Origin of the sequence: Streptomyces sp. NBC_01498 (assembly GCF_036327775.1) — a bacterium.
Classification (GTDB): domain Bacteria; phylum Actinomycetota; class Actinomycetes; order Streptomycetales; family Streptomycetaceae; genus Streptomyces.
In genome coordinates, this window is sequence record NZ_CP109598.1 from 4,645,923 (window position 1) to 4,665,296 (window position 19,374).

13 protein-coding genes are annotated in these 19,374 nt (G+C 72.9%); 7 read left to right on the top strand and 6 right to left on the bottom strand.

Going from position 1 to position 19,374, the window contains the following annotated elements:
* Window positions 1-108: 108 nt before the first annotated feature.
* Window positions 109-615: a hypothetical protein gene (locus tag OG875_RS19870; protein WP_330175563.1), complete on the top strand. Its 507-nt coding sequence runs from the start codon at window positions 109-111 to the stop codon at window positions 613-615.
* A gap of 95 nt (window positions 616-710) precedes the next feature.
* On the top strand, window positions 711-1,883 hold the full coding sequence (locus tag OG875_RS19875) for a helix-turn-helix domain-containing protein (RefSeq protein ID WP_330175564.1): 1,173 nt from the start codon (window positions 711-713) through the stop codon (window positions 1,881-1,883).
* Between the two features lie 136 nt (window positions 1,884-2,019).
* Here the strand turns inward: OG875_RS19875 and OG875_RS19880 are convergent, their stop codons facing one another.
* The 5 genes from OG875_RS19880 to OG875_RS19900 all read right to left on the bottom strand — a co-directional run bounded on the left by OG875_RS19880 (window position 2,020) and on the right by OG875_RS19900 (window position 12,019).
* On the bottom strand, window positions 2,020-4,266 hold the full coding sequence (locus OG875_RS19880; protein ID WP_330175565.1) for a bifunctional glycosyltransferase/CDP-glycerol:glycerophosphate glycerophosphotransferase: 2,247 nt from the start codon (window positions 4,264-4,266) through the stop codon (window positions 2,020-2,022).
* Between the two features lie 138 nt (window positions 4,267-4,404).
* Window positions 4,405-5,316, bottom strand: coding sequence for a carbohydrate ABC transporter permease (locus OG875_RS19885; RefSeq protein ID WP_330175566.1), 912 nt, complete (start codon window positions 5,314-5,316; stop codon window positions 4,405-4,407).
* Window positions 5,313-6,677, bottom strand: a complete 1,365-nt coding sequence (locus tag OG875_RS19890) for a carbohydrate ABC transporter permease (protein WP_443079148.1) — start codon at window positions 6,675-6,677, stop codon at window positions 5,313-5,315. Before OG875_RS19890 ends, OG875_RS19885 begins: the two co-directional genes overlap by 4 nt.
* Window positions 6,678-6,681: 4 nt before the next feature.
* Window positions 6,682-8,094: an ABC transporter substrate-binding protein gene (locus OG875_RS19895; protein ID WP_330175567.1), complete on the bottom strand. Its 1,413-nt coding sequence runs from the start codon at window positions 8,092-8,094 to the stop codon at window positions 6,682-6,684.
* A 631-nt stretch (window positions 8,095-8,725) separates the two neighbouring features.
* The gene (locus OG875_RS19900; protein WP_330177823.1) at window positions 8,726-12,019 is read right to left on the bottom strand and encodes an FHA domain-containing protein; all 3,294 of its coding nucleotides are present in this window, start codon (window positions 12,017-12,019) and stop codon (window positions 8,726-8,728) included.
* Window positions 12,020-12,434: 415 nt separating this feature from the next.
* Here OG875_RS19900 and OG875_RS19905 point away from each other — a divergent pair, with 415 nt between their 5' ends.
* From OG875_RS19905 to OG875_RS19920, 4 genes are all read left to right on the top strand, one after another.
* Window positions 12,435-14,120 carry a serine/threonine-protein kinase gene (locus OG875_RS19905; protein ID WP_330175568.1) on the top strand — a complete coding sequence of 562 codons (1,686 nt, stop codon included), beginning with the start codon at window positions 12,435-12,437 and terminating at the stop codon, window positions 14,118-14,120.
* Between the two features lie 188 nt (window positions 14,121-14,308).
* On the top strand, window positions 14,309-15,559 hold the full coding sequence (locus OG875_RS19910) for a serine/threonine-protein kinase (protein WP_330175569.1): 1,251 nt from the start codon (window positions 14,309-14,311) through the stop codon (window positions 15,557-15,559).
* Window positions 15,560-15,748: 189 nt separating this feature from the next.
* Entirely contained in the window at window positions 15,749-16,855 is a 1,107-nt protein-coding gene (gene prfB, locus OG875_RS19915) for a peptide chain release factor 2 (RefSeq protein ID WP_330175570.1), read from the top strand.
* Window positions 16,856-17,231: 376 nt separating this feature from the next.
* Window positions 17,232-18,050, top strand: coding sequence for a hypothetical protein (locus OG875_RS19920; protein ID WP_330175571.1), 819 nt, complete (start codon window positions 17,232-17,234; stop codon window positions 18,048-18,050).
* Window positions 18,051-18,155: 105 nt separating this feature from the next.
* Here OG875_RS19920 and OG875_RS19925 read toward each other — a convergent pair whose 3' ends face one another.
* Entirely contained in the window at window positions 18,156-18,353 is a 198-nt protein-coding gene (locus OG875_RS19925; protein WP_330175572.1) for a hypothetical protein, read from the bottom strand.
* Between the two features lie 306 nt (window positions 18,354-18,659).
* Between OG875_RS19925 and ftsE the strand changes: the two genes are divergently transcribed.
* The gene (ftsE, locus tag OG875_RS19930; protein WP_329387078.1) at window positions 18,660-19,349 is read left to right on the top strand and encodes a cell division ATP-binding protein FtsE; all 690 of its coding nucleotides are present in this window, start codon (window positions 18,660-18,662) and stop codon (window positions 19,347-19,349) included.
* The last annotated feature ends 25 nt before the right edge of the window (window positions 19,350-19,374 follow it).

The window sequence follows — 19,374 nt, forward strand, 5'->3', positions numbered from 1 at the left end:
GGGGGCGGTCCGCCTCCGGCGGGCCATGCGGGCGGGCAGGGCCGGTACGGGGTTCCATGCAGCCGTACGCGGCCGGGGCCGCCTACGGCGCGACAACGAGGGAGAGACATGACCATGCGCAGAAGGCTCGTGGGGGCGGTGGCCGCCGGAGCGGCTCTGGCCGGGATGGCCACGGCCGTGGCACCGGCGGCGGGCGCGGCCGAGTCGTCGGCCGCTGTGTGGCGCAACATCGTCATCGACGGCACCTACACCATCCGTGACGACGAGGGCTGGTCGGCGGGGACGTACTGCAACGGCAGTCTGTCCGCGCAGAGATGGGCCAACGAGGTACCCGCCGCCTCGCTGTGGTGGTCCACCACCTGCGGCGGCGAGATCCGCACCGAGATGCACGCCGCCGCCCGGACCAACCCGGACGGCAGCGCGCTCATCGAGGTCACGCTGCTTCTGTTCGAGGGCACGAACGACACCAACAACGACCTGGACGCGGAGTACAGCTTCGTTTCGAGCGTCCCGGCCGACCAGGTCACCCAGCTCAGCCAGATATCCCTGCTCAGCCAGGAGAACGGCGGCAAGGACTACGCCAAGCTCAACCTGACGCTGCACAACCAGGGCTGAGCAGCCGCCGGGGTGCGCCGTCCGGCACACCCCGGCGACACACCACCGCTTCCAACCCTGCGGCGGGGCAAGGGAGGTGTCGCTAACCTGACCGAATGGTGCGGTATGGGGGAACGGCACAGATGGTCAGGGTCCGGGACGCGACGGTCCGGGCGGCGGGAGCCGCGCGGACCGTCGAGGACTTCTTCGAAGCGGTCGGGCGCGTCACCCGTCCCGCACTGCGATTCAGTGTGTGGGCGGGAGTCACCGTCGACCCGGACAGCCTGATGAACACGGGCGGTATGTACCGGTACGCCGTGCCGGACGCGCTGATGCCGCGCATGCTCGACATCGAGTACCGCGAGGGTGACGTCAACCCGCTGCCCGAACTCGCCCTGCGGCCGGTGCCGTTGGGGCTGATGAGCACGGCGACCGGCGGTGACCTCCCGCGCAGTCCGCGCTACCGCGACATCGCCGGTCCGCTCGGTTTCCGGGACGAACTGCGGGTGGTCCTGCGGGACCGGTACGGCGCCTGGGGAGCACTGGTCCTCGGGCTCGCCGACGACGCGCCCGCCTTCGGTCCGGCCGAACTGGCCCTCGCCGCCGCGCTGGCGCAGCCGCTCGGGGACACCCTGCGGCGGCTCCACCTGACCCGGCGGGCGCAGGAGGAGACGTCCCGCACGGCACCCGGGCTGATGCTGCTGGACGAGGAGTACCGGCCGGTGCAGCTGACGCCGACGGTCGCGGGGTGGTTCGACGATCTGCCGGACACCCCGGTGCCGGGCCCGCTGCCGCCCTCGGGACCGATCCGCCCGCGCGGTCTGCCGCCCGCCGTCTACGCGGTGGCCGCCGCCGTACGCGCCCCGGGAGCGCCCGGCACACTCACCTCCTGGACCCTCACCCGCACCCGGGGCCGGGTGCGCCTCAACGCCTGGCGGATCGACGGGCCGGGACCCGCACGGGTCGCCGTCGTGGTCGAACCGGTCGAGCCCGGTGAGCACATCTCCCTGATCGTCGCCGCGTACGGGCTGACAGCCCGGGAACGGGACGTCACCACCCTGGTGCTGCGCGGCCTGCCGACGGCGGAGATCGCGCGCCGCGCACGGCTCTCCACGCACACCGTGCAGGACCACCTCAAGGCGGTGTTCGACAAGACGGGGGTGCGCAGCCGTCGCGATCTGGTGGCCGCCCTCTTCGCCCGCCACTTCGCCCCGGGCCCGGTCGGGCCCGCACCGCAGGGCCCGCACGGCCTGTCTACGCGCGTCGGCGGCCCGTCGCGGAGCGGCTGATGTCCCCGCCGGTGCGTGCGATCGCAAGGCGGAGGATCGTCGTCGTGGATGGTCCGGGCGTACGTGGCCGACTCCGACAACACCGCGTGCGTGCGTGCCGGGCGTCGCGCGCCAGGCAATATGTGTCGGACCCGGCCTAGCGCCCCGCGTCCGACAGATGCCGCCGCCCCTGCCGCTGGTGCGGCAGCGACAGCGGTGAGGGTGCCGGCGTGCGCTCCTCCAGCGGCACCGGTTCCGGCAGCCCCGCCGTCTCCCCGAGGAACACCCGGCGCACCACCCGCTCGGCGGCCCGCCCGTCGTCGTACGGGCAGAACCGGGCCCGGAACGCCGCCCGCAGCTGCGCCGAGCGCGAGCCGCGCCAGTGGTCGGTGGTGAAGATGTCGATCAGGTCGTCCTCGTCGCGCGCCACCGCGCCCGGCGGGAAGGCCCGTACGTCGAAGTACGTGCCGCGGGCCGCCTCGTACGCCTCCCAGTCGTCGATGTGGATGACGACGGGCCGGTCCAGATTGACGTAGTCGAACATCAGCGACGAGTAGTCCGTGATGAGCGCGTCGGCGGCCAGGCACAGCGACTCGACCCGGTGATGGCCCGAGACGTCGATGATCCTCGGGTGCGGGGTGTGCGGCAGCGGCGCCTCGTACGTGTGATGGGCCCGGGTCAGCACCACGAAGCGCGGCCCCAGCGCCTGGGCGAGCCGCTCCAGGTCCAGCGGGACGTAGGGCGTTCGCCGGTAGTCGCGCTGCGTCGGCGCGTACAGCACGGCCGTGTGCCCCTCGGGGATGCCCAGGGTCTCGCGCAGCCGGGCCACGTCGGACGAGGTGGCGTGCTGGAAGACGTCGTTGCGCGGATAGCCGTATTCGAGCGCCGTGTGGCCCGCCGGATACGCCTTCTCCCAGACCAGGGTGGAGTGCCGGTTCGCGGACAGGGAGAAGTCCCACTGGTCGGCGCCCGCGAGGAGCCGGTCGAACTCGGTGTGGCGGGCGGCGGCCGGATGGTCCTGGAGGTCGAGGCCCATGGACTTGAGCGGGGTGCCGTGATGGGTCTGGAGCAGGACCTGCCGGGGGCGTTTGACCAGCCGCCGGTCGAAGTTGACGTTGTTGACGAGGTACTTGTCACGGGCCAGCGCCGTCCAGTACGCGAAGGTCCCGGGGCGCAGCTTCCGGGTCGCGGTGGGCACGGTGTGGTGGTACTCGGGGCGGCCGATCCACGACGTGGCGATGTGCGGGGCCAGTTCGCGCACCTTCTCCTCGATGGCCGCCGGGTTGCAGGCGTAGCCCCGGCCGTCGTACGCGGCGAAGACCGCCCGGTTCTCCCGCACCGGCAGGCACCGCTGGAGGCGGTAGTGCAGGTGCAGGGCCCCGGCGCGCAGCGCCCGCCCCAGTGCCGCGCCGATCCGGGCGGCGCCGAGCTGCGCGCGCTGCGCGGTCCACAGGGCGCGGTAGGTGCGGTGGGCGCCGAACCGCAGCAGTGTGTGGCGCAGCCGGGCCCGCAGCAGCGGCGCGGAGCCCGGCGTGCGGTGGCGGCGGTGGTGGGCGCGGGCCCGGCGGAAGAACTCGGGGCGGCTGCGGCGCGGCAGCCGCCCCCGTACGGCGACGAGTTTGGAGAAGTGGTCGAGCATCCGGCGGAAGAGCACGGGGCGCCAGTCGTCCAGGGCGGGCCGTGAGTCGATGAACGCGAAGACCCGGTCGTACTGGTCGAAGATGTCGAAGTGCTTGCGGCTGGTGGTGGAGAGGATGTTGCCCTGGCGCCGCTGCCGGTAGTGCACACAGACCCGGTCGAGTGTCGCGATCGAGTCGGCGGCCATCAGGACGGGGAAGGTCCAGGGCGTGTCCTCGTAGTAGCCGGGCGGGAAGGTGAGGCCCTGGCGCTCGACGTACTCGCGGCGGTACGCCTTGTTCCAGACGACCATCAGGACCCGCAGCAGCTCCGGGCGGTCGGCGAGCCGGAAGGGCGCGGGGCCGGACTCGTCGAGCAGTCCGGCGAGGATGTTCCGGACGATCTCGCCGGACCAGTAGGTGCGGGCGTAGTCGTAGACGAGGACGTCGGGGCCGTCCGTCTCCTTGAGCCGGTCGGCGACGGTCTGGAGCGCGCCGGGGGTGAGGGTGTCGTCGCCGTCGAGGAAGATCAGGTAGTCGCCGGTGGCGCGGGCCATCCCGGCGTTGCGGGCGGGGCCGAGGCCCTCGTTCTCCGTCAGGTGCACGGCGACGACGCGCGGGTCGGTGGCGGCGACCTCGTCGATGATCGCCCCGCAGGCGTCGGGTGATCCGTCGTCCACGGCGATGAGTTCGAAATCCTCGTACGTCTGGCCGAGCACCGATCGCAGACACTCCTGCAAATACGCCTGGACCTTGTACGCGGGGACGATGATGCTGAACCGGGCCATGGCTCGGGAACGCCCGATGGAGTGACCGGGTTACGCCAGACGCGGCATACGGGGGACAACCACACCGGAGCGGGCCGGTCGATCGACCGGCCCGCCCCTTTTGCGTGATTTCCCGTCGAACGGGCGCCCGAGAAGGCCCTACTTGACCGCCCCCGCCATGACCCCGGAGACGAACTGCCGCTGGAACATGAAGAACACGGCCAGCGGAATGATCATCGACAGGAAGGCGCCGGGCGCCAGCACGTCGATGTTGTTGCCGAACTGCCGTACCTGCTGCTGGAGGGCGACCGTGATCGGCGGGGACTCGGAGTCCGCGAAGATCAGGGCCACCAGCATGTCGTTCCAGACCCAGAGGAACTGGAAGATGCCGAGCGAGGCGATCGCGGGACCGCCGAGCGGCATCACGACCCGGGTGAACAGCCGTATCTCGCCCGCGCCGTCGAGCCGCGCGGCCTCCAGCAGCTCCCTCGGGATCTCCGCGAAGAAGTTGCGCAGCAGGAAGATCGCGAAGGGCAGACCGAAGGCGACGTGGAACAGCACCACGCCGAACGTCGTCTCGAAGATGCCGATCTCGCCGAAGAGTTCGGAGACCGGGATCAGCGCCACCTGGACCGGGACCACCAGCAGACCCACGACCAGCATGAACCACCAGTCGCGGCCGGGGAATTCCATCCAGGCGAAGGCGTAGCCGGCGAGCGAGCCGATCACCACGACCAGCACGGTCGAGGGGACCGTGATCATCACCGTGGACCAGAGGGAGTTGATGATGATGTCGTTGGAGAGCAGCTCCGAGTAGTTCTCGGTGGTCAGCTGCGCCGGCTTGGTGAAGACCTGCCACCAGCCGCTCGCCGCGATGTCCGAGGAGCCGCGCAGCGAGGAGAGCAGCAGACCGATCGTCGGCATCAGCCAGAACAGGGCGACCAGGACGAGGAAGACCTGGACCACGCCGCTGCCGGCCCGGCCGGCGATCCGGGACGCCAGGGACGCCTTCGGCCGGGCGGCGGGTGCCGTGGAGGCTGCCTTCCCGACCGGGATGTCAGTCGTGGTCATCGGCGGTTCTCCTTCTGCATCCGGCGAATGTTGAAGAGCATCACCGGGATCACGAGCAGCAGGAGGAATACGGCGATCGCGCTGCCCACGCCGACGTCGGCGTCCGTGCCGAACGACGAGCGGTAGAGCTGGAGGGCCAGCACGTTCGCGTCGTCCTGGGAGGAGCCCGGCGCGATGATCAGCACCAGGTCGAAGATCTTCAGCACATTGATCATCAGGGTGACCATGACGACGGCCAGCACCGGGGCGAGCAGCGGGACGGTGATCCTGCGGAACACGTTCCACTCGTTGGCGCCGTCGACCCGCGCGGCCTCCAGGAGTTCCCGCGGCATGCTCGCCAGACCGGCGCCGATCAGCACCATCGCGAACCCGGCCCACATCCACAGATAGCTGCCGATGATCGCGGGGGTGACGAGGGACGGGCCGAGCCAGTCCACGCCGTTGTACGGCTCCCTGAAGTTGCTCTCGGGCAGCTGGAGTACGGCACCGTCGGCCGAGGCCGGCAGGGTGAACGTACCGTCGGAGGCGGCCGTGGTGGACGCGACGACCTTGCCGTCCTTGACCGCCTCGATCTTCAGGCCGCCCAGGCCGAGTTCCTTCGGGTCGACGACATTGGGCTTGCCGCCGCCGCCCTTGGTGAAGTCCAGCCAGGCGGTGCCGGATATGCCGTCGCCGCCGCCCTCGGCCGTCTTCGCGGGCCGGGCGTCGGACGGCATCTTCCCGGCCGGTACGCCGATCAGCGGGATCAGCGCCGGGCTGCCCGCCGAGACGGGCTCCTTGGTGACGAACGAGCCCTTGGCGTCGCCCGCCTTCAGCGGGTGCACCGGCAGCGGGCGGGCCTTGGGGTATCCGGCGGACTCGGCGAAGGTGTCGTGCACGCCCACGGCGACGGCGTTGGCGATGCCGCGCTCCGGGGCCTGCTCGTACACCAGCCGGAAGATGATGCCCGAGGCGAGCATCGAGATCGCCATCGGCATGAAGACGATCAGCTTGAACGCCGTTCCCCAGCGCACCCGTTCGGTGAGTACGGCGAAGATCAGACCGAGGGCGGTGGCCACCGTGGGGGCCACGACCACCCAGATCAAGTTGTTCTTGATCGCGGTCCGGATGGTGTCGTCGGCGAATATCTCCACATAGTTGTCGAATCCGGCGAACGCGTCGCCGGACTGGTCGAAGAACGACCGGTAGACGGAGAACCCGATCGGGTAGACCACGAGCGCGCCCAGCAGGATCAGCGACGGCAGCAGGAACGCCATCGCCAGACCTTTACGTGTGCCTGTCACGCTCTTGCGCTTCCCCCCGGCGGGGGGCGGGGGCGCCGGCACCGCAGTGCCGGCACCCCCCGTTTCCTTGGTCTTCACCGCGTCAGCTCGTGTACGCCTTGGCGGCGTCCGCTTCCAGGCGCTGCTGGGCGCCCTTGACGTCCTTCGGGTTCTTCAGGAAGTCCTGAAGCGCCTTCCACTCGCCCTTGCCGGGGGTACCGCCGAACGACTGCGGCATCTGGTCCGACATGTCGAAGCGGAAGTCGTCACCGGCGTCGATGAGCGCCTTGGCGATGTCACGCTGCACGTCGTTCGGGTACGCGGCGCCGTCCAGGGACTTGTTCGGCGAGACGAAGCCGCCCGCCTCCGCCCAGATCTGCGCGGCGTCCGTGGAGGCCAGGAAGGTCAGCAGCGCCTGCGCGCCCTTGCTGTCCGTCAGCGCCACGGCCGCGTCGCCACCGGTCACCACGGGGGAGTCGGCACCCACGGCCGGGAACGGGAAGACCTTGGCGTCGGTGCCGACCTTGGCACCGGCCTCGGTCACGTTGACACCGGCGAAGTCCGCCGAGAAGACCATCGCGGCCTTCGGCGCGTCACCGCCGGTGAACGTCTGGGTGACGGAGGCGGGGAACTCGGTCTGGAGCGCGCCGTCCGCGCCGCCCGCCACCAGGGCGGGCTTGCCCCACACCTCGGCGAGCGTCGTCAGGGCGGCGGCCACCGAGGGGTCCGTCCACTTGATCTCGTGCTTGGCGAGCTGGTCGTACTTCTCCGGACCGGCCTGCGAGAGGTAGACGTTCTCGAACCAGTCGGTGAGGGTCCAGCCGTCGGCGCCGCCGACGGAGACCGGGGTGACGCCCGACGCCGAGATCGTCTCGGCGGTCGTCAGGAGGTCCTTCCAGGTCTTCGGCTCGGCCGCGCCCGCGTTCTCGAAGGCCGTGTTGTTGTACCAGACCAGCGACTTGTTGGCGGCCTTGAAGTACACGCCGTACTGCTCGCCGTCCACGGCGCCGAGGTCCTGCCAGCCCTGGCTGTAGTTCTTCGCCAGCTGCGCCTTGGCCTCGGCCCCGGCGGGCTTGGCCCACTTCTTCGCGACGGCCTGGGTGATGGCGCCGACCTGCGGCAGCATCGCGACGTCCGGCGGGCTGCCGCCGGCGATCTTGGTGCCGAGGAAGTTGACGATCGGGTCCTGCGCGGGGACGAACGTGACGGTCGCCCCGGTCCGCTTCTCGAACTCGTCCAGGACCTTCGTGAAGTTGGCCTGCTCGGGGCCGGTCCACACGGCGGCGACCTCGATCTTCTCGCCGTCCAGTTTGGGCAGTTCGACCGTGGTCGCGGGCTTCTTGCTCTCGGCTCCCGCGTCCCCCTTGTCGTCGGAGTCGCCGCCACCGCATCCGGTGAGCACCACGGCGCCGACGACCGCGATGGCGACCGCCGCTCTCCGTGTTCCCCGCGTCCCCCGTGCCGGTGAACCTGCTCCTGCTCCAAATGCCTTGCGGTCATTAAGAGTTGTACGCATAACTGCCCCGTCTCTCCTGTGCGCGTGCGGATCTTGACGCATGTTTACGCATGCGGACCGACGCCCCGAGCGAGTCGACGACGCCGTCCTGTGTCCCGTGCGGTAAGTCCTACGCGCCGTGACCGCAGGCCGCAATACTGTCCTGGGCTTCAATTCGAAGATCGTGATGGGCTCGTGACGTGGTTTACGGACGTAGGGGTAATTTCAGAGAGGTGAAGGCACGGCCAGGCCCCGAGGTCTGGACCAATCCGGCCGCCGAATGCGGGATGTCCGCTTTCGGTCACCGTCCCGCCGCCCGGAGAACACCCGGAAGGCACCCCGTACACCCGGCTTCCCCGCCGGACCGCCCGGACACCTGGCACTGTCCGGAAAGCCGGCCCCGTCGGACCCCGTACGGCGGGTGCCGGGCCCTGGCCTGAACCTCCCGCCCGGCGGGCCCCGTTCGGCGGGCGCGCACGCCGGGCGCGTCGGCGGAGCGGGTGAAGCGCACGCACTACGGGGCGGTTTGTCCATCTTGTGGGGGCGTCGCGACCTGTGCGTACCCCGCCCCGCCGGCGGACCGGCCGGAGCGGGGCGGGGCGTGCGGATCGGGGCCCTGCAACGGGGCCGGGGCCCGGCCCGGGGGCAGGGCCTACACCGGTCCCAGCGGGCCGACCGGTACCGCGGAGACCGAACGCGCCGCCCGCTCCAGGGCACTCGCCAGCAGGGCCAGATCCGTCGGCCCGTTCCCCAGCTCACGCACCGGCCTTCGGGCCGGCGGATCACCCATGCGCTCCCACTCCAGCGGAACGACGGTCGGCCGCAGCGTCGCCGTACGCGGAATCCGCCCGGTCACCCGCCCGCCCTGGAACGGCGTCACCTGACCGTCCGGACGCCCCAGCCTGCCGCGGCCCGGCAGCGGATCGTCCGGGCCGGGCGAGGGCAGCGGGGTGTCCAGCACCGCCCGCAGCCGGGTCCGGGCCGCCAGGTCCGTCTCCGCCGTCCGGTCGGGGCGGGCCGAGGTGGCGACCAGATGCACGCCCAGCCGTTCGCCGTCGCGGGCGATCGCCTCCAGCGCCCGCACCACCGAACCGGCCGCCGGGCGGCCCGGACTGCCCAGCGCGGGCGCGACCAGCGCGTCGTAGTCGTCGACGAGGACGACGAGCCGGGGGAGGAGCGGGCCGGGGCCCGGCTCCCCGCGCGTACGGGACACGCCCTGGCGCACCCTGACGCCGCCCGGCTGCGCACCGCCCGGACCGCCGGCCGCCGGTGACCGCTCCGGGCCGCCCGGCCCGGTGCCACCGGACCTGCCGTCCCCGGACACCTGCTGCTCGAACCGCTCACGCGGCGCCCCGCCCCGCTCGGCGGGCCCCGGCGCGCGCTGGCCCACCATGCGCTCCGCCACCTCACGGCGGTTGTGCCACTCGGCGAAGTCCAGCCTGCCCAGCACCTCCGCGCGCCGCTTCAGCTCCGCCCCCAGCGCCCGCGCGAACTCCCGCATCCGGACCGGGTCCGACGCCACCAGGTGCTCCGTCACATGCGGCAGCTCCGTACAGGCCCCCAGCCCCTCGCCGCGCTCGCCGCCCGCGCCGTCCACCAGGAGCACCCCCAGCCGGTCCGGGCGCCCGCCCGCCGCCAGGGACGCCGCGACCGCCCGCAGCGACTCCGTACGACCACTGCCCGGGGGCCCCTCGATCAGCAGATGCGGGCCCTCCTCCACCAGATCCACCGTCACCGGGCCGTGCGGCCCCGTGCCGAGCACCGCCGTCGCGCCGTCCGCCGCCGACGCCCAGCGGGCCATCAGCGAGGCGGGAGTCGCCCGCGCCAGCCCCAGCTCGTCCAGCAGCCGGGCCGACCGGGGCAGCGCCGCCGCCTGCCGGCCGCGGCCCGGCGCGCCCCCGCCCGCCTCCGTACGGAGAGGCGCGAGCGCCCGGCCGAAACGGTCGGCCCACGCCGTCGACACCGCGTCCACCGCCGCGAGGGCGCCCTGGCCGAGGGGCTGCCCCACCGTCGCACGGAGCAGCCGCAGCGCCGTCGCCACATCGCCGCTCAGCACGGCCATCGCCCCGCACTCACGGAAGACCACCGAGGCGGCGCAGGCCGTCTCGTACGTCGCCGTGACCGGGGACAGCGCGGAGGCCGCCGGGGTCTCCGCCAGACACAGCACATGCACGCCCGCCACCGCACCGGCGCCCGCCAGCCGGGCCGCGCGCTCCCGCAGCGCCGCCGAGCCGGGATCGCCGTCCAGGACCAGCAGCGTCACCGGCCCCCGGTACCGCCGGGCGGACTCCGCGACCGACACGTCGTCCGCCGACGCCCACGCGGTGCCCAGCGGGCCCTCGTCCAGCCGGCGGGTCAGCTCGTCCAGCCGGGCGGCGGCCTGGTCCCGGTCGTACGCGAGGAGCAGCCGGCAGTCCTGGCCGTGCGCCGGACGGGTGTGCGGCAGCCAGCCGAGCCAGCCCCACTCCCGCTTGCGCCGCTCCAGACCCGTCGCCCGGTCCGCGCTGACCAGCACGATCTCCAGATCGGCGGGGGAGTGCAGGGCGGCGAGCTGCGCCACGACCGACCGGGCGAGGCCGGTCAGCCGCTCCCGGGGACCCGCGAGGCCCAGCGAACCGGCCTCGCGCAGACCCACCGTCACCGGGACCACGGGCGCCGCGCCCGGCCCGCCGCTCTCCGCCGTGCCCAGCCGGACGACGAGCGACTCCGGGTGCCGGGGGCCGCGCTCCCAGAGCCGGGGGCCGGGGCCCAGCGCCGTCATCAGTACGGAGGCGGGGTCGGGCCACGTCTCGTCCAGCGGCGCGCGGCCCGCGCCGGGGTGGCCGCCGGCCACCGGGGTCTCCTCGTCACCGGGGAACTCCTCGTCCCGCGTTCCGGCCAGCCGCCGCGCCCAGGCGCCTATGCCGCGCCGTCTGCCGGGGCCCTCCGGCAGCTCCGTGCCGCGCGTGGGCGTGCCCTGACGGCGGGAGCCGGGCGCCCGGCTGTGCCCCTGCGGGCCGTCGTCCGCCGCGCCGTGCGTCGTCTCGCTCTCCGTGCGGTCGTGCGCGGGGCGCCCGCCGCCCGCGCCGGGCTGCGGCACGTACAGCGCGTCGCCGTACCGGGTGTCGGCCTCCGAGCGCGTGCCGCGCGGATCGGGCACGCGCGGGGTGACGGCGGGGCCCTCGTGGCCGTACGCGTGCACGGTCCGCCCTCCCGGGGCGCTCCCCGCGTCCGGGCCCGAGCGCGGGCCGCCGTACGTCCCCGACACCGCCGGCCGGTCGCGGGACAGCCTTGCCCCGGCGTCCTCGCCCCCGGCCCGCCCGGCTTCCGCGCGGCCGACCCGCAGATGCCCCTCCCCGTCCGGGGTGGCCGTCAGCGCCGGCATACCGCCGCCGGAGGTGAGCCGCAGCGCGGACTCGCCCAGCCGCAGCAGCGCGCCCGGCGGCAGCGGCACCGGCCGGGACCCGACCCGGCCGCCCTCGAGCGTCGTGCCGTTCGTGGAATCCAGGTCCGCCACCGACACCCGGCCGTCCTCGGACACCGTCACCGCGCAGTGCAGCCGTGAGACGTCCGGATCGTCCAGCGGTACGTCCGCGTCCGCCGACCGGCCGATCCGGATCTGTCCGCCGTGCAGCAGATGCACGCCGCCCGCGTCCGGCCCCGCGACCACATGGAGCTGCGCCGGGACGTCGTCGGCGGGCGCGTCGTCCTCGCCGGGAACCTGGAGGGAGAGCACGGCGCCGTCCACCAGCGGCGGCTCGCCCAGCGTGCGGCGCTGCGCGTCCAGCCGCTCCCGCCCCGCGTACAGCACGACGGTGCCCGGGACGTCGGGCCCGGCGGCGGCCGAGGCCAGACCGGAGGCGACGGTGGCGAGCGCCGTCCCCGCCGGGGCGGTGACGAGCACGTCGCACGCGCGCCCCACGGGATGGCCGCTGCGCGGCGCGAGGACGGTCAGCCGGATCTGCATCGCCGTCGGCGGTCCCTTCTGCGCGGGGTGCCCGGCAGGGGTGCTGCCCTGTGTGAATCCCCCCACCCGGCACCGACACCTCGTCCGGTACAGGTCGGCACGGACGGTGAGCGAACGACCCCACACATCGAGTGCTGGATGGCATCTTCGCATCTGCCACGGACAATCCGTCCACGGACCAGGAGCAAGTGATCTTGAATGGTCGACTGTGGGTGCAAAAGTGCGTGGTTGTGGGCGTGTTGGGGTCAACCGTGGTCCCGGCGGGTACCCGTGACGGGCAACCGCCGGGACGAACCGCGCGTCTTCCTCTCGAACACGACCGCGACGGGAAACCGGCCGGGACCTCTACAGTGGGTCGGACACCGGGGCGGCCCCGGGACCGTGCAAGGACCACCAGCAGCAGGGAGCGCATGACGTGCGGCCGGTAGGCAGCAAGTACCTCCTGGAGGAGCCCATCGGGCGCGGCGCCACAGGCACCGTCTGGCGCGCCCGTCAGCGGGAGACCGCCGGCGCCGAGGCCGCGGTGGCCGGGCAGCCCGGCGAGACCGTCGCGATCAAGGTCCTCAAGGAGGAGCTGGCGAACGACGCGGACGTCGTGATGCGCTTCCTCCGCGAGCGCTCCGTCCTGCTCCGCCTGACCCACCCCAACATCGTCCGGACCCGTGACCTGGTCGTGGAGGGCGATCTCCTCGCCCTCGTCATGGACCTGGTCCAGGGCCCCGACCTGCACCACTACCTGCGGCAGAACGGCCCCTTCAGCCCCGTCGCCGCCTCCCTGCTCACCGCCCAGATCGCGGACGCGCTGGCCGCCAGCCACGCCGACGGCGTCGTCCACCGCGACCTGAAGCCCGCCAACGTCCTCCTCAAGGACGACGGCGACCGGCTGCACCCGATGCTCACCGACTTCGGTATCGCCCGGCTCGCCGACTCCCCGGGGCTCACCCGCACCCACGAGTTCGTCGGCACGCCCGCGTACGTCGCGCCGGAGTCGGCCGAGGGCCGCCCGCAGACCTCCGCCGTCGACATCTACGGCGCCGGCATCCTGATGTACGAGCTGGTCACCGGCCGCCCGCCGTTCGCGGGCGGTACGGCCCTCGAAGTGCTCCAGCGCCACCTCAGCGAGGAGCCCCGCCGCCCCTCCACCGTCCCCGACCCGCTGTGGACGGTCATCGAGCGCTGCCTCCGCAAGGAGCCCAACGAGCGGCCCAGCGCGGTCAACCTCGCCCGCGCGCTGCGCACCGTCGCCTCCGGGATCGGCGTCCACGCCAACTCCGCCCAGGTCAACGCCGCGATGGGGGTGGGCGCCCTGCTGGCGCCGGACCCCTCGCCCACCGCCGTGCCCGACCAGCCCGGCGCCGCCGACCCGACCCAGGTCCTGCCGAGCAACGCCGGGTCGTACGACCCCGGCGCCGCGACCAGCGTCCTGCCGACCAGCCCGCCGGGTTCCGCCGACGCCACGTCGGTCCTGCCGGTCGGCGCCGGCGGACCCGGTTCCGGCCCCGACGGCGGAGCGCGCCCCGAGGACCCGCACCCCTGGCAGAACCAGCTCAGGGCCGCGCGCGACCGCAACGAACAGACCCAGGTCCAGTACCTCGACCCGAGCCAGGACCCGCTCCGCCGCAGGCCCCAGCGACCCCAGGGCCAGGGCGGCCAGGGAGCCCAGCGCCGCCAGCCCCCGCCGCCCCAGCAGCGGCAGCAGCCGCCGGCCCCCCAGCCCTACCCGTCCCAGCAGCACCAGCCCCAGCAGCAGCGCTACTCGCCGCCGGCCCAGCAGCAACAGCGGTACTCGCCGCCGCAGCCGCCGCCCCAGCAGCCGGCGCCACCCGCGCCGCGCCAGCCCCGGCAGCCACGCCAGCGCAGCGCCAACCCGATGCGCATCCCCGGCCTCGGCTGCCTCAAGGGCTGTCTGTTCACGCTGCTCCTGCTCTTCGTCGCCGGCTGGCTCATCTGGGAGCTGACCCCGCTCCAGAGCTGGATCGGCCAGGGCCAGAGCTACTGGGAAGCCATCAAGGACGCCTACAACACGGTGTCCGACTGGGTCTCGGAGTTCGGCGGTACGGACCCCGCGTCCACCCCCGGCTCCGGCTCGGGCACCAACTGATCCGGCACCGGCGGGACTTCCCGCCGGTGCCGCCCGCGCGGCCCTCCGACACCCCCGACTCTGTCGCTTTGTCGATACCCGCGCGGTCAATTCCCCCGCAGAAGTGAACGTCGACGCGGTACCGGGCAGTGAACCCCCCGACACCCGCGTACGTTGACGGGGCAAAGCCAGCCGCTGAGGGAGCAGTCTTGGCACGGAAAATCGGCAGCCGGTACACCGCCCACCAGATCCTGGGACGGGGCAGCGCCGGCACGGTGTGGCTCGGCGAGGGACCCGAAGGGCCCGTCGCCATCAAGCTGTTGCGCGAGGACCTCGCCTCCGACCAGGAACTGGTCGGGCGCTTCGTGCAGGAACGCACCGCGCTGCTCGGACTCGACCACCCGCGCGTGGTCGCCGTCCGCGACCTCGTCGTGGACGGCAACGACCTGGCGCTCGTGATGGACCTGGTGCGCGGCACCGACCTGCGCACCCGCCTCGACCGCGAACGCCGGCTCGCCCCCGAGGCCGCGGTCGCCGTCGTCGCGGACGTCGCCGACGGCCTCGCCGCCGCGCACGCCGCCGGTGTCGTCCACCGCGACGTCAAGCCCGAGAACATCCTGCTCGACATGGAGGGCCCGCTCGGTCCCGGCGGCTCCCACCCCGCGCTGCTCACCGACTTCGGCGTCGCCAAGCTGATCGACACCCCCCGCCGTACGAAGGCGACCAGGATCATCGGCACCCCCGACTATCTGGCGCCCGAGATCGTGGAGGGCCTCCCACCGCGCGCCGCCGTCGACATCTACGCGCTCGCGACGGTCCTGTACGAGCTCCTCGCCGGCTTCACGCCCTTCGGCGGCGGCCATCCCGGAGCCGTCCTGCGCCGCCATGTCACCGAGACCGTCGTGCCGCTGCCCGGCATCCCCGACGAGCTGTGGCAGCTCCTCGTCCAGTGCCTCGCCAAGGCCCCGGCCTCCCGGCTGCGCGCCTCCGAACTGGCCGCCCGGCTCCGCGAACAGCTCCCGCAGCTCGCCGGCATCCCCTCCCTGGAGGTGGACGAGCCCGACGCCGAGGTCACCGAGGAGGAACGGCCGTACGGCGACGCCGACGGCGCCCGCCCGCCGGAGGCCGAACGGCCCCGCCGCCGGGGCGCCGTCCCGCTGGTCCCCGGAGCGGCCCCCGACTCCAACCGCGACACCCACACGAGCATGCGGGTCCCGGCCCCCGACGAACTGGCGGGCGGGGCGCGCGGCACGGCCAGGGCCCCGCGCGCGGCCGGCCAGCGCAGACCCGGCTCGGCCCGGCACAAGGCGGAGGCGGTGCGCAAGCGCCGGATCACGGTCGGCGTCACGGCCGTCCTGCTGCTCGCCGTCCTCGGCGTCGGCGGCTGGCTCGCGGCGAGCAGCGACGGCGCGGAACCCGACTCCGGCGGCACGACGCGGTCGTCACCCCTGGTTCCGTAGGACGGTGCCCACGCGGCCGGCCCGGCGCCCGCGCCCCGGCCCCGCGCGGCGCACGCCGCTCACGTCCCGGCCCCGCGTGGGCCGCCAGGCTTCCACGAAGGAGCCCCGTCCGCCGTGCCCGCCCCGGGTACGGCGGACTCCCGAGGGAGCGGCGGCGGGGTTCCGGCCGCCAGCCGTTAGGCTGGGCCCGTGGCAGTCGTCGATGTATCCGAAGAGCTGAAGTCCCTCTCCGCGACCATGGGGTCGATCGAGGCCGTCCTCGACCTCGACAGGATGAGGACCGAGATCGCCGTCCTGGAGGACCAGGCCGCGGCCCCGTCCCTCTGGGACGATCCCGATGCCGCGCAGAAGATCACCAGCAAGCTGTCGCACCTCCAGGCCGAGCTGCGCAAGACCGAGGCGCTCCGGGGCCGGATCGACGACGTCGAGGTGCTCTTCGAACTGGCCGAGAGCGAGGGCGACGCCGACGCCCGCACCGAGGCCGAGGCCGAGCTGACCTCCGTGAAGAAGGCGCTCGACGAGATGGAGGTCCGCACCCTCCTGTCCGGCGAGTACGACGAGCGCCAGGCGCTCGTCAACATCCGGGCCGAGGCCGGCGGCGTCGACGCGGCGGACTTCGCCGAGCAGCTCCAGCGCATGTACGTCCGCTGGGCCGAGCGGCACAACTACCCGACCGAGATCTACGAGACCTCGTACGCGGAGGAGGCCGGCATCAAGTCGACCACCTTCGTCGTGAAGGCGCCGTACGCGTACGGCACGCTCTCCGTCGAGCAGGGCACCCACCGGCTGGTCCGCATCTCGCCGTTCGACAACCAGGGGCGGCGCCAGACCTCGTTCGCGGGCGTCGAGGTACTGCCGGTCGTGGAGTCCAGCGACCACGTCGAGATCGACGAGACCGAGCTGCGCGTGGACGTCTACCGCGCGTCGGGCCCCGGCGGCCAGGGCGTCAACACCACGGACTCCGCGGTCCGGATCACCCACCTCCCCACCGGCATCGTCGTCTCCTGCCAGAACGAGCGCTCGCAGATCCAGAACAAGGCCAGCGCCATGAACGTCCTCCAGGCGAAACTGCTGGAACGCCGCCGCCAGGAGGAGCAGGCCAAGATGGACGCCCTCAAGGGCGACGGCGGCAACTCCTGGGGCAACCAGATGCGTTCGTACGTCCTGCACCCCTACCAGATGGTCAAGGACCTCCGTACGGACTTCGAGGTCGGCAACCCGCAGGGCGTGCTCGACGGCGAGATCGACGGCTTCCTTGAGGCCGGCATCCGGTGGCGCAAGCAGCAGGAGCGCTGAGCACCCTCCGTCGGCGGCGCCAAGTCCCCTCTGTCGCAAGGAACTTGAGGCCCCTGGGCCGGGGCTCCGACCTCGGTCGCCAGTTCAACCGCCGCCCCCCGAAAGGGACTCGCTTTGTCGACAAGGTAACTGCCTTGCTGGAGGCGGCAGTTCCCGTTTATGTCACAGTTACCCCGCACCCGACGGACAACTGGCTTCATTCCGGGCATCACGCGCGCAACGGCCTTGACGCTCATTTGAAAAGTCGGAAGTCTGGCGCGTGGCATGCGTAATTTCTGGGGCGCGTGTGATCGGGGGACCTGCGCACACGGACCCCGCTGCCGACCGGCCCCGGACGCTGCACCACTCACGATCAGCTACTGGGGGTAGCAAGCACATGACCAAGAAGACGCGGATACGCGTAGCGCGGATCGCCGCCGGCGCCGTGATCGCCGCCGGTGCTTCGCTGACCGCCGCGGGCGCCGCTTCCGCCGTCGGCATCGAGGTCGGCGTCGCCGGTCTCGGCGTCGCTGTCGCGGTCGACGACGGTGACACCTCCGGCGCGGACGGCGGGAGCGCCACCGTCGGTTCGACCGACGGCGGCACCACCGACGGCGCGGACGGCGGCAACACCACCGTCGGCACCACGGACGGTGGCACGACCGACGGCGGCACGACGGACGGCGGGACCACTGACGGTGGTACGACGGACGGTGGCACGACCGACGGCGGCACGACGGACGGTGGCACCACCGACGGCGGCACGACCGACGGTGGTACGACGGACGGTGGCACCACCGACGGCGGCACGACCGACGGCGGCACGACGGACGGTGGCACCACCGACGGCGGCACCACCGACGGCGGGACCACCGACGGTGGCACCACGGACGGTGGCACGACCGACGGCGGCACGACGGACGGCGGCAGCACTTCCGAGGGCACCGACGGCGGCACCAGCTCCGGCGGCGCCACCGAGGGCCAGAGCGGCGGCACCGACGAGGGCCAGACCGGCGGGACCACCCCCGGCACCGGCACGGACACCGACAACGCCGGCTCGCAGCCCGTCCAGCAGGGCGAGGCCAAGGAGGAGCTGGCGGAGACCGGCGCCGCCGAGACCACCTTCCTGCTGCTCGGCGCCGCGACCATGATCGCCGGTGGTATCGGCTTCCGGATGCTCCCGCGTCTGGTGAGCGGCCGCGCCACCGCCGCCTGAGGCATCCGCCCCAGGCACCACGTACGCACGGAAGGGCCCGGACACCACGAGGTGTCCGGGCCCTTCCCGCTGTCTCCGGCTGCCGCCGGGGCCTGTCGTCCGGAATCAGGCCGTCTGATGGCCCACGGCCACCAGCGTCACCGCCGCTATCAGCACCAGCAGCAGGGTCAGCAGCGCCATCGGGCTCAGCGGGCCGAGCGGGCCCTGCTGCTCCAGCCGCTGCCGGTTCGCCCGGCAGACCTGGCACCGGCCCTCGCTGACGGGCCCGGCGCAGTTGGCGCACACCAGTCGGTCAAAGGTCATGCGCTCTCCTCCTCCCGCGCCGCGGGGTCGCGGGCACTGTCTCCGCCCTCAACGATCCGGGGAACCCCGACGTTCCGGGAACGCCGCCGCCGTTCCGCGGCTGCGGCCGTTCCCCCTCCCACTCTGCCAGCTCCCGCCCGATTCGGCGCGCCCCGTCGGAGGACTCCCGGCGCCTTCCGGGTGGCGCGCGCCGTGCATCCGTGATAAATCGCCCAAGCCCGGACCAACCCCTGTGGCCGACTGCGCGGTCCGCGCCGGTTCGCGTAAGGTCTCGCTCACCTACTCCCGGCCGACCGTGGTGCACCCGTGATCCGATTCGACAACGTCTCCAAGACCTATCCGAAGCAGAACCGACCCGCCCTGCGTGACGTCTCCCTGGAGATCGAGAAGGGCGAGTTCGTCTTCCTGGTGGGCTCCTCGGGGTCCGGCAAGTCGACCTTCCTGCGCCTCGTCCTGCGTGAGGAGCGCGCCAGCCACGGCATGGTGCACGTCCTCGGCAAGGACCTCGCCCGGCTGTCGAACTGGAAGGTGCCGAGCATGCGCCGCCAACTCGGCACGGTCTTCCAGGACTTCCGTCTGCTGCCGAACAAGACCGTCGCGCAGAACGTCGCGTTCGCGCAGGAGGTCATCGGCAAGTCCCGCGGCGAGACCCGTAAATCCGTCCCCCAGGTCCTCGACCTCGTCGGGCTGGGCGGCAAGGAGGACCGGATGCCCGGTGAACTTTCCGGCGGTGAGCAGCAACGCGTCGCGATCGCCCGTGCATTCGTCAACCGTCCCATGCTGCTGATCGCGGACGAGCCGACGGGCAACCTCGACCCCCAGACCTCCGTCGGCATCATGAAGCTGCTGGACCGCATCAACCGCACCGGCACGACTGTCGTGATGGCGACGCACGACCAGAACATCGTCGACCAGATGCGCAAGCGTGTGATCGAGCTCGAAAAGGGCCGTCTCGTGCGAGACCAGGCGCGAGGCGTCTACGGCTACCAGCACTGAGCAACGCGAAGAGCATCGAAAGCTG